At 35.9% G+C, this 14,566-nt stretch carries 10 protein-coding genes and 2 tRNA genes; 8 read left to right on the plus strand and 4 right to left on the minus strand.

The window, feature by feature from the left end; all coding sequences use genetic code 11:
• The first annotated feature begins 186 nt into the window (after positions 1–186).
• Positions 187–257 (plus strand) — tRNA-Gln (locus tag SCB73_RS09980).
• Between the two features lie 109 nt (positions 258–366).
• Positions 367–437, plus strand: a tRNA-Gln gene (locus SCB73_RS09985).
• A 235-nt stretch (positions 438–672) separates the two neighbouring features.
• Here the strand turns inward: SCB73_RS09985 and SCB73_RS09990 are convergent.
• The 3 genes from SCB73_RS09990 to SCB73_RS10000 all read right to left on the minus strand — a co-directional run bounded on the left by SCB73_RS09990 (position 673) and on the right by SCB73_RS10000 (position 3,957).
• Complete coding sequence (locus SCB73_RS09990; protein ID WP_320569880.1) at positions 673–1,479, minus strand: helix-turn-helix domain-containing protein; 807 nt, start codon at positions 1,477–1,479, stop codon at positions 673–675.
• Positions 1,480–1,541: 62 nt separating this feature from the next.
• A complete protein-coding gene (locus SCB73_RS09995) occupies positions 1,542–2,963 on the minus strand; it encodes an aldehyde dehydrogenase family protein (protein WP_320569881.1) in 1,422 nt (473 codons plus the stop codon).
• A gap of 169 nt (positions 2,964–3,132) precedes the next feature.
• A complete protein-coding gene (locus tag SCB73_RS10000; RefSeq protein ID WP_320569882.1) occupies positions 3,133–3,957 on the minus strand; it encodes a universal stress protein in 825 nt (274 codons plus the stop codon).
• Positions 3,958–4,132: 175 nt separating this feature from the next.
• On the opposite strand from SCB73_RS10000, the gene rimP reads away from it, so the two are divergent.
• The 4 genes from rimP to SCB73_RS10020 all read left to right on the plus strand — a co-directional run bounded on the left by rimP (position 4,133) and on the right by SCB73_RS10020 (position 9,451).
• Positions 4,133–4,597 carry a ribosome assembly cofactor RimP gene (rimP, locus tag SCB73_RS10005; RefSeq protein ID WP_162847905.1) on the plus strand — a complete coding sequence of 155 codons (465 nt, stop codon included), beginning with the start codon at positions 4,133–4,135 and terminating at the stop codon, positions 4,595–4,597.
• A gap of 13 nt (positions 4,598–4,610) precedes the next feature.
• Positions 4,611–5,864, plus strand: coding sequence for a transcription termination factor NusA (nusA, locus tag SCB73_RS10010; protein WP_125722262.1), 1,254 nt, complete (start codon positions 4,611–4,613; stop codon positions 5,862–5,864).
• Between the two features lie 59 nt (positions 5,865–5,923).
• Positions 5,924–8,809 carry a translation initiation factor IF-2 gene (infB, locus tag SCB73_RS10015; RefSeq protein WP_320569883.1) on the plus strand — a complete coding sequence of 962 codons (2,886 nt, stop codon included), beginning with the start codon at positions 5,924–5,926 and terminating at the stop codon, positions 8,807–8,809.
• 132 nt (positions 8,810–8,941) lie between these two features.
• Positions 8,942–9,451, plus strand: coding sequence for a DUF4920 domain-containing protein (locus SCB73_RS10020; protein WP_320569884.1), 510 nt, complete (start codon positions 8,942–8,944; stop codon positions 9,449–9,451).
• Between the two features lie 67 nt (positions 9,452–9,518).
• Here SCB73_RS10020 and SCB73_RS10025 read toward each other — a convergent pair whose 3' ends face one another.
• Entirely contained in the window at positions 9,519–9,908 is a 390-nt protein-coding gene (locus tag SCB73_RS10025; RefSeq protein WP_320569885.1) for an SPOR domain-containing protein, read from the minus strand.
• 218 nt (positions 9,909–10,126) lie between these two features.
• Here SCB73_RS10025 and SCB73_RS10030 point away from each other — a divergent pair, with 218 nt between their 5' ends.
• Both SCB73_RS10030 and SCB73_RS10035 read left to right on the plus strand, forming a co-directional pair.
• A complete protein-coding gene (locus SCB73_RS10030) occupies positions 10,127–11,464 on the plus strand; it encodes a c-type cytochrome (protein WP_320569886.1) in 1,338 nt (445 codons plus the stop codon).
• 32 nt (positions 11,465–11,496) lie between these two features.
• Positions 11,497–14,562: a TAT-variant-translocated molybdopterin oxidoreductase gene (locus SCB73_RS10035; protein WP_320569887.1), complete on the plus strand. Its 3,066-nt coding sequence runs from the start codon at positions 11,497–11,499 to the stop codon at positions 14,560–14,562.
• Positions 14,563–14,566 lie beyond the last annotated feature (4 nt).

Below are 14,566 nucleotides of genomic sequence, written 5' to 3' on the forward strand. Positions count from 1 at the left end.
AAGAAACGAGCATTAACAAAAAATTCTGTAAAACTCTAAGTTAAAAGTAATGTATTGTCAATGAGATGATTCCGTTAATGGACGAGATTTAAATGTGAAAAAAAACAAAAAAAATGATTTTTTTTCTTCAAAAAGTTTGCAAAAACTAAATAAAGCCTTAAATTTGCACTCGCTTAACCGCACTGCTGGTCTATGGTGTAATGGTAACACTACGGTTTTTGGTGCCGTCTTTCTAGGTTCGAGTCCTAGTAGACCAACAGAAAAGCCTCTCGGAAATGAGAGGCTTTTTTTTATGCAAAAAAGTTTTAAATAAAATTTGCATAAAATAAATAAAGTTCTAATTTTGCACCCGCTTAACCGCACTGCTGGTCTATGGTGTAATGGTAACACTACGGTTTTTGGTGCCGTCTTTCTAGGTTCGAGTCCTAGTAGACCAACAGAAAGCCTCTCAGAAATGAGAGGCTTTTTTTTATGCTTTAAAATTAGGGTATTTTCTAGATGTTTTTTTATCGCAAAGCGCGCTAAGGTATGCGCAAAGTGCGCTAAGTATCTTTTTAAAGAATGTTGAGTTCGCAAAGTTTTATGTGTCTTATTTTGAATATAGCCCGTGGTTTCAACCACGGGAAACTTATAGGGAAAGACTTAATTTTTGGAAGGCTTATTGGAGAAGGCCTATTTATGATTTAAAGAAGAAGGAACAATTCCGAATTTCTTTTTGAATGAAAATGAAAAATGAGATAAATCTTCAAAACCGACGCCAATATAAACTTCTGATGGTGGATTTCCTTGGCTGATTAAATAGTAGGCTTCTTGAAGTCTTTTGTTTAATAGCCATTTTCCAGGCGCTTGCTGGAATATCTTTTGAAAATCTCTTTTAAAAGTCGCTAAGCTTCTTCCGGTGAGATAGGCAAATCGATGCATTTGCACATTAAAGTGGAAATTTTTGTTCATAAATGCTTCCAAATCGATTTTTCCGGGTTCGGTGAAATCAAATAAAATATCTTTTAATTCGGGATTTACTTTTAATAAAAGATGAATGGCTTCTTTGATTTTTAAATTAAACAAGGCTTCGTTGCTTTCTTGCTCAACTTCAAGATAAGTGATCAGCGATTCCATAAAAGATTTATAAAGCGGATTTGGAGCTAATGTGATCATGGCTTCAGAATCGGCTTTTTTGCTGACTTTATAATTGTATTCTTTGTTTACTTCACGCAGAATTTCCTGATCTAGAAAAAGTGATATGGTTTTGAATTCACCATTTTCTGGAGGAATTTTGGTGAATTTGGCCAAATGATTTCTCTTGCTGAAGCGAAAATCTCCCGGTTTTGAGTTAAAAGTGCTTTTGCTGTCTGAAGCTATCATTTCTCCAGAAATTTGGTAGCTGAAAACATGTTCTGGAATAAAATGTTCTCCTTCTCGGCTGCGCGCATAATAGCAGGAGTAAAGTATTTTTGGTTTCGGATTTGATTTTGTCGTCATAATGGTAAAATTACAAAAGATCCGGAAAATCTTTTCATCAAAACTTTCCGGATTGTAAATGATTATAAAGGTTGGATAAGTGCTCTTGGTTCTAAATACGCCTCAAGTCCGATGTTTCCAAATTCACGACCAATTCCGGATTGCTTAAATCCGCCAAAAGGCGCCATAGGATCGTGTCCAATTCCGTTTATTTGAACGCGTCCAGCGTTGATTTGCGAAGCAACTCGATGTGCTCTTTTTTCGTCTGATGAGCTTACATAAGCTTGAAGTCCGTAAGTGGTGTCGTTTGCAATTTCAATTGCTTCTTCCTCGGTTTTGTATGTAATGACGGTTAAAACAGGCCCGAAGATTTCTTCTCTGGCAATACGCATTTGATTTTTTGCATTTACAAAAACAGTCGGTTTTACAAAATTTCCTTTCTCAAGCCCTTCAGGTTTTCCTAATCCTCCAGCAAGAATTTCGGCGCCTTCAGTAATCCCGATTTGAATGTAATCTTGAACGCGTTGATATTGTTTTGTGCTTACCATCGGCCCAACTGCGGTATTGGTGTTTTTTGGGTCGCCAACAATTACGTTTGCTAAAACTTCTTTGAGGATTGATTTAGTTTCTTCTAATTTGTTTTCTGGAATTAAAAGTCGGGTTCCGGCAATACATGCTTGTCCGCTGTTCATAAACGCGGCGCTTAAGGCAAGCGGAATTGCTTTTGAGAAATCGGCATCGTCTAAAATGATGTTTGGTGATTTTCCTCCTAGTTCTAGTGTAACGCGTTTCATGGTGTTAACGGCTTCTTTGGCAATAATTTTCCCAACGTTTGTTGAGCCAGTAAAAGAAATTTTTGAAATATCGGGATTTCGGCTTATTTCTGCGCCAACAACTTCTCCTAGTCCGTTTACGATATTTACTATTCCTTTTGGAAGTTGAGCGTCGTGTAAGCATTCCATCATCAGTTGGGTTTGTTGCGCGCTCATTTCGCTAGGTTTTATGACAGTTGTGCATCCTGCAACGATTGCTGTTGCTAATTTGCTAGAGATAAAACCATTGCTTGAGTTCCATGGGATTATGATTCCAACAACGCCAATTGGGGTCATTTGAACCTCAGATTGTCCCATTGTTTTAATGAAATCGTAACTGTTTAATAGGCTAATTGCTGAATCGAAACCTTTTAGCATGTATTCGTGGCTTACAGATGCAAATTGAAATGTTCCTCCATATTCTTCGACCATTATGTTTACAAAGTCGGTTTTTCTTTTTTCAACAGCAGTTTTTATGTTTTTCAAATATTGAATTCTTTCTGTAGTTGAAGTTTTAGAGAAAGTTTTAAAAGCATTTTTAGCGGCTTCTATCGCGTTTTGAGTGTCTTCGGTATTTCCTAGTCTAACTTTTCCGAGCTTTTCATTTGTGGTTGGGCTTATAAGGTCGAAATATTCAGTTCCTTGAGGCGTTACAAATTCTCCGTTAATGTAAATTTTGTCTATTGTTTTCATGTTGTATGATTTAATGAATTTTTATTTGACAAATTTCCGGATAAATGCCCTGCGTGACTTTGTTGTAAAGCTCAATTGAACTTTGTTGAAAAGCTCATAATTTATTTGTTTTTGCGAAAAAAAAATAGCTTCTCGATTGAGAAGCTATTGCTATGAAGTGTTTTGATTTTTAAATCTTTAACGTAATAACAGGTCTGACGGTGTGGTTTACTAGCCCTTCGCTTATGCTACCGTTAAAGAAATGTGCAAAACCTGTTCTGCCATGTGTGCACATTCCTATGATGTCTGCGTTTATGCTGTTCGAAAAATTGAGGATTCCTTTTTCAATATTAGTGTCGTTGTAAATTTGAGTTGTATAATTGGTTATGCCAAATTCTGTTACAAAATTCTTCATTGCTTTTTCCATGACATGTGTCGGCTTAAAGCTGTTTGGTGTGCAGATGGTTACAAGGTGGATTTTTGCTTCAAAGAATTTGGTGAAATTCAATAGTTTATTGAACGGTTTTTTGGTTTCTTCAGAAAAATCAGAAGCAAAGACAATATCGGTAACTTTGAAGTCCGAAATGTCTTTTTTGATAACCAAAACCGGAATTTCAGAATTTCGAACAACTTTTTCAGTATTTGAGCCTATTAAGAGTTCTTCAATGCCAGATGAACCGTGAGATCCCATTATAATTAAATCAATTTCGTAGTCCTTGCTTACTTGGAGGATTCCGTGAATTGGTTTGTCCATTTTTACAATTTCAGTTACCGAGATTCCGTCCAGATATGGTCTTGAAGATGCTTCGTCTAGCATTTCGTTTGCTTTTTTCATGAAAAGCATAGTTTCAGGGATGCTTGTGCCTCCCAGTATGGCGTCATTCATTTGGTGCGGCAATTCAAGCATGTGCAAAATGACAATTTCTGAATTGTTTCTTTTGGCAATTTGCGAGGCCACTTTTAACGCATCTTCAGCATGTTCTGAAAAGTCAGTAGGAACTAAAATTCGTTTCATAATTCTTTGGGTTAAATTATTTGAATAATCTCTTTTTGAATGCTCCTATAAAGATAAGAAATATTTTTAGAGCAATCAATTTATTTTGATTTATAAAAAAATCACTATATTTGCATCGTTATTTATTAAAATCTAAATAATGAGGGGACTAAGTGTCCCCTCTTTTTATAAAATTATGACATTTAAGGAAAAAGTTAACGAATTAATTACAGAAGCACTTCTGGAAAAGCCATCGATCTTTTTGATTGATCTTGCTGTTTCGGATTCTTTTAAAATTAGTGTTGGTTTAGACGGAGATAATGGAGTTGCGTTGCAGGATTGTATTGATATCAGTCGTGCCATCGAAAACAATCTGGATCGTGAAGAACAGGATTTTTCGCTTGAAGTAGCTTCGGTTGGAGTAGGATCTCCTTTGAAATTGATTAGACAATACAAGAAAAATATTGGTAGAACGTTGATTGTTACTACAAATAATGAAAAAATTGAAGCAGAATTGGTTGAAGCTAACGATGTTTTCATAATTTTGTCTTGGAAGGCAAGAGAACCGAAAAAAGTAGGAAAAGGAAAAGAAACAGTTCAAAAAGAGCAACAAATACCTTATACAGAGATAAAAGAGGCAATTGTTACAGTAACATTTTAATTAAAGAATTCGCATGGAAAATTTAGCATTAATCGATTCATTCTCAGAGTTTAAAGATAATAAACTTATTGATCGTGTAACGCTTATGGCAATTTTAGAGGACGTGTTTAGAAATGCATTGAAGAAAAAATACGGTTCAGATGAAAATTTCGATATTATTATAAATCCTGACAAAGGAGATATGGAAATATGGAGAAGAAGAGTAATTGTTGCCGATGAGGATCTTGATTTTGAAAATGAGGAAATTACATTGACTGAAGCAAGAAAAATTGAGGCGGATTTTGAAATTGGTGAAGAGGTTTCTGAAGAGGTAAAATTGATTGATCTAGGAAGAAGAGCTATCTTAGCGCTTCGTCAAAACTTAATATCTAAAATTCACGAACACGATAATACAAATCTTTACAAACAATTTAAAGATATTATCGGTGATATATATACAGCTGAAGTGCACCACGTGCGTCCAAGAGTAGTAATCTTGGTTGATGATGAAGGAAATGAAATTGTGCTTCCAAAGGAAAAACAAATTCCATCAGATTTCTTCCGTAAAGGAGATAACGTTCGTGGAATTATTGAAAGCGTTGAATTAAAAGGAAACAAGCCTCAAATTATTATGTCTAGAACTTCTGAAAAGTTCTTGGAAAAATTATTCGAGCAAGAAATCCCAGAAGTTTTCGACGGATTGATTACAGTGAAAAATGTAGTGCGTATTCCTGGTGAAAAAGCAAAAGTAGCTGTAGATTCTTATGATGATAGAATTGATCCGGTTGGAGCTTGTGTGGGAATGAAAGGTTCTCGTATTCACGGAATTGTTCGTGAACTTGGAAATGAAAATATTGACGTTATTAATTATACAAACAATATTCAATTGTTTATTACAAGAGCATTAAGCCCTGCAAAAGTTTCTTCAATCAAAATTGATGAAGAAAGCAAAAGAGCTGAAGTATTCTTGAAATTAGAAGAGGTTTCTAAAGCAATTGGTAGAGGTGGTCACAATATCAAATTAGCTGGTCAATTGACAGGTTATGAATTAGATGTTATTCGCGAAGGCGATGTGGCTGGAACTGTTGCAGATGAAGATGATGTTGAATTAACAGAGTTCTCAGATGAAATCGAAGAGTGGGTAATTGAAGAGTTTGCAAAAATAGGTTTAGATACTGCAAAAAGTATCTTGAAACACGACGTAGAAGATTTAGTAAGAAGAACAGATTTAGAAGAGGAAACTATTCTAGACGTTATGAAAATACTAAAAGAGGAGTTTGATAGCTAGAAAATAGCTGAATATCTGCTCTAACAACACAACTAAAAAGGTAATAATAAAAAGGTTATATGTCTGAAGAGAGAGTAATAAGAATAAACAAGGTTTTAAGGGAATTAAATATTTCGTTAGAAAGAGCTGTTGATTATCTAAAAGATAAGGGAATTGCTATTGATGCAAATCCAAATGCTAAAATTTCTGACAGTGAATTTAATATCCTGCAAAGCCAATTTGCGGGCGATAAGGGGAATAAGGAAGCTTCTAAAGAGGTAGGAGAAGAGAAAAGAAAAGAAAAAGAAGCATTGCGTGTTGAGCGTGAGAAAGAAATTGAAGACAAACGCAGACAAGAAGAGGAGCGTCAAAAACAGCAAGAAATAATTAAAGCGAGAGCTGTTGTTTCGGGACCTGTACAAGTTGGTAAAATTGACTTGAATCCAAAAAAACCTGCAATTGCTCCTTCTGAGGAAACAGCAAAAGTTGAAGAGCCAAAAGCTGTTGTTGCACCTGCGCAACCAGAAAAACCAGTTCAGACTGAAACTGTAAAACCTGAACCAGTTGCTGCGACTCCGGTTGTGGAAACGAAAAAGGAAGAACCTATTATTACGGAGAAAAAAGAAGTTAAAGCAGAATCTTCAAAAGTTGCTCAGGAGCCAATTGTGTCAACTGATCCAACAACTTCAGAAGAAACTATTACTACTCAATATCAAAAGCTTTCAGGAACTACTCTTACAGGTCAAACAATTGATTTGTCTCAATTTAATAAACCAAAAAAGAAGAAAGAAGATCCAAAAGTGGCTCAAAATAAACCTGGAGCTCCAGGAGTAGGAGGAAACAACGCAAATAAAAATAAGCGTAAAAGAATTGCTCCTAAACCAGGAACACCTGGTGCGCCAAAACCTTCTACAGGTAATAACAATGCACCGGGAACACCAAATCCTAATAAGATAACTCCAAATAATAACAATGGTGGAGGTGGTTTCAATGCAAACAGAAGCCAAAGACCTGGTTTTGTAAAAGGAAATCGTCCTGCAATTGTGGCTAAAGTTGAGCCAACTGAAGAAGAAGTAAAAAACCAAATTAGAGAAACTCTTGAAAAACTTCAAGGTAAAGGAGGAAAATCTAAAGCGGCAAAATATAGAAGAGATAAAAGAGAGACACACCGTCAAAAATCGGATGACGAGCAAAGAGCTCTTGACGAAGGAAGTAAAACTATTAAGGTTACAGAGTTCGTTACAGTAGGTGAAATTGCCATCATGATGGATGTGCCAATTACTAAAGTGATTGGAACTTGTATGTCTCTTGGGATCATGGTAACCATGAATCAGCGTTTAGATGCTGAAACATTAACAATCGTTGCAGACGAATTTGGTTACGATGTTGAATTTATTACAGTGGATATCGAAGAAGCGATTGAAGTTGTAGAAGATAGAGAAGAAGATTTAGTAACAAGAGCGCCAATTGTGACAGTAATGGGTCACGTTGACCACGGTAAAACATCTTTACTGGATTATATCCGTAAAGAAAATGTTATCGCTGGTGAGTCTGGAGGTATTACACAGCACATTGGAGCGTATGGGGTTACTTTAGATAACGGACAAAAAATCGCGTTCTTAGATACGCCAGGTCACGAGGCGTTTACCGCGATGCGTGCACGTGGAGCTCAAGTTACCGATATTGCTATTATCGTAGTAGCGGCAGATGATGATATCATGCCACAAACAAAAGAGGCTATTTCTCACGCACAGGCTGCGGGAGTGCCAATTATATTTGCAATCAATAAAATTGATAAACCAAATGCTAATGTTGATAAAATTAAAGAGCGTTTGGCTGGTATGAATTTGCTTGTTGAAGATTGGGGTGGAAAAATTCAGTCACATGATATTTCTGCAAAAGTTGGAACAGGTGTAAAAGAATTATTAGAGAAAGTTTTATTGGAAGCTGAGATTTTAGATCTAAAAGCAAATCCAAATAAAGCGGCTCAAGGAACTGTTGTTGAGGCTTATTTAGATAAAGGAAAAGGATATGTGTCTACGATTTTGGTGCAACAAGGTACTTTGAAAATTGGAGATTATATGCTTGCTGGTAAGCATCATGGTAAAGTGAAAGCGATGCATGATGAAAGAGGGCATGCTGTTTTGCAGGCGGGACCTTCAACGCCGGTATCTGTTTTGGGTTTAGATGGAGCGGCAACAGCTGGTGATAAGTTTAATGTATTTGAAGATGAGAAAGAAGCAAAACAAATTGCATCAAAACGTTCTCAATTAATGCGTGAGCAATCAGTTCGTACACAAAGACATATTACGCTTGATGAAATTGGACGTCGTATTGCTCTTGGTCAGTTTAAAGAATTGAACGTAATCCTTAAAGGAGACGTGGATGGATCTGTTGAGGCATTGTCTGATTCGTTCTCTAAACTTTCTACAGAAGAAGTTCAAATCAACATTATTCACAAAGGAGTTGGTGCGATTACTGAAACCGATGTTAACTTGGCTTCTGCGTCAGATGCGATTATTATTGGATTTAACGTTCGTCCTGCTGGAAATGCTAGACAACTTGCAGATAAAGAAGAAATTGATATCCGTTACTATTCTATTATTTACGCAGCTATCGATGACTTGAAAGATGCAATGGAAGGAATGTTAGCGCCAGAGATGAAAGAAGAAGTTTTAGGAACGGCTGAGATCCGTGAGATTTTCAAAATTTCTAAAGTAGGTTCAATCGCTGGATGTATGGTAACCGATGGCAAGATTTTAAGAACTTCTAAAATTAGAGTTATTAGAGACGGAGTTGTAGTTCATACTGGTGAGCTAGTGGCGTTAAAACGTTTCAAAGACGATGTTAAAGAGGTTACGAAAGGTTACGATTGTGGTATTCAAATTAAAGGATTCAATGATATCGAAATTAATGATGTTATTGAGGCTTACCACGAAGTAGCGATCAAAAAGAAATTGAAATAAGATTTAGTTAATATTGAAAGCCCCAATGAAAATTGGGGCTTTTTTTATGCGGTATTTTGATTGAAAAATGCTTTTTGTACAAACCATTCGTTGTTCTAAAAATTTGTTATTTTTGATTAAAATTATTAGATCATGAAACAGTTATTATATTCGGCTTTGTTTTTTATTGGTATTTCTACTTTGTCTTTTTCTCAAGAAGCTGTAGAGAAAAGTGCTCCGCCGGCAGGAAATGCTGCAGTTGGCGATTATTATGGAGATAATGTTTCTGGTGTTTCTGTAGATAAAGCAATTTCTGTTGAGAAATTAGAATCGAAGTTTAAAGATCAGAATAAAGTAGAAAATGTCGCTGTTAAAGGAATGGTGACTGATGTTTGTGAAAAAAGAGGATGCTGGGTGACCATTAAAACTGAAAATGGATCTTCGTTTTTTGTAAAAATGAAAGACTATGCTTTTTTTGTACCGCCTGCTCTAAAAGGTAAAAATGTGGTTTTGGAAGGAAATGCGGAGAAAAAAATAACTTTTGTTGATGAGTTGAAGCATTATGCTAAAGATGCTAAGAAATCGCCTGCTGAAATAAATGCGATTACAATGCCTAAAGAAGAAATTCGTTTCATGGCAAGTGGCATCAAAGTGGTGAATTAAGATGATTTTCATTGCGTATAAAAAAAGAGCGAGATTCAATCTCGCTCTTTTTTGTTGTTAACAGTTATTATTTTCCTGGCTTAAGCAAAAAGACATTTTTATATCTATTTTTTATATCTGCCAAATTTCGTTCGGCTTCTATTCGGGTCTTAAAATTTCCAACTATTACTTTGTAATTTGGAGTGTTGAAAATTATTGTTCCATCAATGTTATTGTATTCTCTTTTGAAATCAGATAACGTTTTCTTTGCTTCGTCACTTTTGCCACTGAAAATTTGAATTCGGTAGGTATCGTTTGTACTTATTGATGTGTTAATTTTGCGCTTCTCGTTCAGTAGTTGCTCGAATTTTGGGTCTTGATTTACTGTTAAATTTTGATCCTGAGCATGAATATTATATGCTAATGTGAATAGAGTCAGTGTGAAGAAAACTCTTTTTGAAGGGGTTAAAATTCTCATAATGTGATGGTTTTTATGCAAAAATACTATTTAAAGTTTGTGTGGAAAATTTTAATATTATTTAGAATTGATATAAATTGATATTTAAGACTATTTTAAGGTTTTGAGAATAGTTCATAAGTCGTATTTTTGTGCAAGTTTTAAAAGAGGGTATTAGTTTTTACGAATTTATCACAGTAAAAATCATACCAAAAATTAGTAGATAATTATTATACTATATGAAAAAGGTGGGTAACCATAATTCGATCTCAAGAAAATTGCTCCTTAGCTTATCGCTAACGCTTATTTTCTCCCTAACTTCATTTGCTCAAGATCCTGCTGCAGCTCCTGCGGCACCTGAAGCTGCTGCTCCGGCTGCGACATCTGGTGGAGATCCGGTAAAAGGGAAAGAACTTTTTAATGCAAATTGTGCTGCATGTCACAAATTAGATGCTAAATCAACAGGTCCTGCCTTAAGAGGAGTTGCTGACAGGCATGAAATGGCTTGGATTTACAAGTGGGTGCACAATAGTTCTGATATGATTAAATCAGGCGACGCTGCTGCTGTTAAGCTTTTTGAAGAAAACAACAAAGCAGTAATGACTTCATTTCCTCAATTATCTGAAGGAGATATTGATAATATTATAGCTTATACTTCTGAGAAGAAACCTGAGGCGCCAACTGCTATAGCTGGTGGATCTGCAACTCCTCCTGGTACTAACGTAGAAAGTGGTTCTATTTCAAATAATGTTATTTTAGGAGCTCTTGCTCTTGTAATGGCTATTTTGGTTGTTATGTTGTTCATGGTGAACAAAGTGTTGACTAAAGTGGCAAATAAAAACGGTATCGAAGTTGGTCCTAAAGAAGAAAGATTGCCAATCTGGAAAGCTTTTGCTAAAAACCAATTCTTGGTATTAGTTACTTCGATTTTCTTGCTTTTAGCTAGTGGTTATTTTGTTTATGGATACTTGATGCAAGTTGGTGTAGATCAAAACTACGAACCAATTCAGCCAATTCACTATTCTCACAAAATTCACGCTGGAGATAACGAGATTAATTGTAAATATTGTCACTCAGCTGCTCGTGTTAGTAAAACTGCAGGTATTCCTTCTTTGAATGTTTGTATGAACTGCCACAAGAATATTTCTGAAGTTGCTGAAACAACTGCTACTGCTGAGTACAGCAAAGCTTTTTACGATGCTCAAATTCAAAAATTATACGATGCTGTTGGTTGGGATAAAACTAAACAAGCATATACAGGAAAAACACAACCTGTAAAATGGGTTCGTATTCATAATCTTCCTGATTTTGTATATTTCAACCACTCACAACACGTTTCTGTTGCGGGAATTGAGTGTCAAACTTGTCATGGTCCGGTACAAGAATTTGAAATCATGAAGCAATATTCTAAATTAACAATGGGATGGTGTGTGGATTGCCACAGAAAAACTGATGTTAAGATGGAAGGTAATGCTTACTATGATAAAATTCACGCTGAACTTTCTAAAAAATACGGTGTAGAGAAATTAACTGCAGCGCAAATGGGAGGTTTAGAATGCGGTAAATGCCACTATTAATCGAATTATTAAGATTTTAATATTTATATACAATGTCATCAAACAAAAAATACTGGAAAAGTGTTGAAGAACTAGAGAATGGTTCTATTGTTGAGGCGCTTAGAAATAACGAATTTGTTGAAGAGATTCCTACAGATGAATTCTTAGGAAATGCTGAAGCTTTGGCTTCATCAGGAACTTCACGTCGTGACTTTTTAAAGTACGTAGGATTTAGTACTGCAGCTGTTACACTTGCTGCTTGTGAGGGTCCTGTGCACAAGTCTATCCCTTATGTTTTACAACCAGAACAAATCATTCCTGGTGTTGCTGATTACTATGCAACTACAGTTTTTGATGGTTTTGATTTTGCAAATCTTTTGATTAAGACTCGCGAGGGTCGTCCAATCAAAGTTGAAAACAACACTATTGAAGGTGCTAAATTTGCAGCTAATGCTAGAATTCATGCATCTATCTTAGGATTATACGATAGTGCTCGTTTGAGTGAGCCAAAATTAAAAGGGCAAAAAAGCAGCTGGTCTGCTGTTGATTTGCAAATCAAATCAAGCCTTGCTCAAGCAAAAGCAAAAGGAGGACAGGTGGTATTGTTGACAAATACATTAGCAAGTCCATCTACTGAGAAATTGATAGGTGAGTTTATTGCTAAAAATCCTAATGCAAAACATGTTGTTTACGATGCAGTTTCTTCTTCTGAAGCTTTAGATGCATTTGAAGCAGTATATGGAGAAAGAGCTTTAGTTGATTATGATTTTTCAAAAGCTTCTTTAATTGTATCTGTTGGTGCTGACTTCTTAGGAGATTGGCAAGGTGGAGGATATGATTCTGGATATGCAAAAGGTAGAATTCCTTCTGGAACTGAAGGAAAAAAAACAATGTCTCGTCATATTCAGTTTGAATCAAACATGACATTATCTGGAGCTGCTGCTGATAAGCGTGTTCCAATGACTACTGCTGATCAAAAACAAGCTTTAGTTCAAATTTATAATATTATTGTAGGTGCTTCTATTCCTGTATCTTTAGATGCTAATTTTAAAGCTGAAGCTGTAAAAGCGGCGCAGCAATTAAAAATGGCTGGTACAAGAGGGGTTTTAGTGTCTGGAATTGAAGATAAAAATGCTCAATTGTTAGTGTTGGCTATCAATCAACGATTGGCTAGTGAGTCTTTCAGTACTGCTGGAACAAGACAAATTAGAAAAGGTTCTAATGCGGCTGTAGCTCAATTATTAAAAGACATGAATGCAGGAAGTGTTCATACTTTAATTATGAGCGGAATCAATCCTGCATATACATTAGCTGATTCAGCTTCTTTTGTATCTGGATTGAAAAAAGTAGATACATCAGTTGCTTTTTCTTTGAAAGAAGATGAAACGGCTTCGATTACAACTATTGCTGCTCCAGCGCCTCATTATTTAGAGTCTTGGGGTGATGTTGTGATTACTAAAGGAACTTATGCTTTAACGCAGCCAACGATTCGTCCAATCTTTAATACAAAACAATTTCAGGATGTTTTATTGTCTTTAAATGGTGTTGGTGGAACTTTCTACGATTACCTTAAAGCTAATTCAGCTAGTTTAATTGCTGGTTCTTCTTGGAATAAAGTATTGCATGATGGTGTTTTAGTAACTGGTTCTACGGCTTTAGCTGGTGGATCTTATGATTTCGCTGGTGCAGCAAGTGCTCTTTCTAGCGCTAAATCTGCTGGTGGATTAGAATTAGTATTGTACACTAAAACAGGTATGGGTGATGGACAACATGCAAATAACCCTTGGTTGCAAGAATTTCCAGATCCAATCACAAGAGTTTCTTGGGATAACTACGTTACTGTTTCTAATGCAGATGCTAAGAAATACGATTTATCAAACGAAATTGTTGCAAATGGTGGTTTAAACGGAAGTTACGCTACTATTACAACTGCTGATGGTGTTAAGATTGAAAATGTTCCGGTTATTGTTCAGCCAGGACAAGCTGTTGGAACTATCGGTCTTTCGGTTGGATATGGTCGTAAAGCATCTTTAAAAGAAGAAATGCAAGTAGGTGTTAATGCTTACGCTTTATATAAAAATTTCAATAATGTTCAGTCTGTTACTTTAGCTAAGGCTAATGGTGTTCATGAGTTTGCTTGTGTTCAAGGACAAAAAACATTAATGGGTAGAGGAGATATTATTAAAGAAACTACTCTAACAGTATTCAATTCTGAAGATGCAGAACATTGGAATGAAAAACCAATGGTATCTTTAGATCACCAAGAGGTTGAAGCTACAACTGTGGATCTTTGGGAATCATTTGATCGTACAACTGGTCACCACTTCAATCTTTCAATTGACTTAAATGCTTGTACTGGATGTGGGGCTTGCGTTATTGCTTGTCATGCTGAAAACAACGTTCCAGTTGTAGGTAAAGCAGAGGTAAGAAGAAGCCGTGATATGCATTGGTTGCGTATTGATAGATATTATTCTTCTGAAAGCACATTTGAAGGTGATAACAAGAGAAAAGAAGGAATTGCTGGTTTATCTAGTTCATTGTCTACATTCAATGAAATGGAGAAAGCAGGAGAGAATCCTCAAGTTGCATTCCAACCTGTAATGTGTCAGCACTGTAACCACGCTCCATGTGAAACAGTTTGTCCTGTTGCTGCAACTTCTCACGGTCGTGAAGGCCAAAACCATATGGCTTACAACAGATGTGTTGGTACTCGTTACTGTGCTAACAACTGTCCATATAAAGTACGTCGTTTTAACTGGTTCTTATACAACAAAAACAGCGAGTTCGATTATCACATGAACAATGATTTAGGCCGTATGGTATTAAATCCTGATGTTAACGTGCGTTCTCGTGGTGTTATGGAGAAATGTTCTATGTGTATCCAAATGACACAAGCTACTAAATTGAAAGCTAAAAACGAAGGCCGTCCAGTTAGAGATGGAGAATTCCAAACGGCTTGTTCAAGTGCTTGTTCTTCTGGAGCGATGATATTTGGTGATGTAAATGATAAAGAAAGTAAAGTTGCAGCATTAGCAGCTGATGCAAGATCTTACCACTTATTGGAGCATGTAGGAACAAAACCTAATGTGGTTTATCACGTTAAAGTTAGAAATACTTAGTAAA

Origin of the sequence: Flavobacterium sp. KACC 22761 (assembly GCF_034058155.1) — a bacterium.
Taxonomy (GTDB): Bacteria; Bacteroidota; Bacteroidia; order Flavobacteriales; family Flavobacteriaceae; genus Flavobacterium.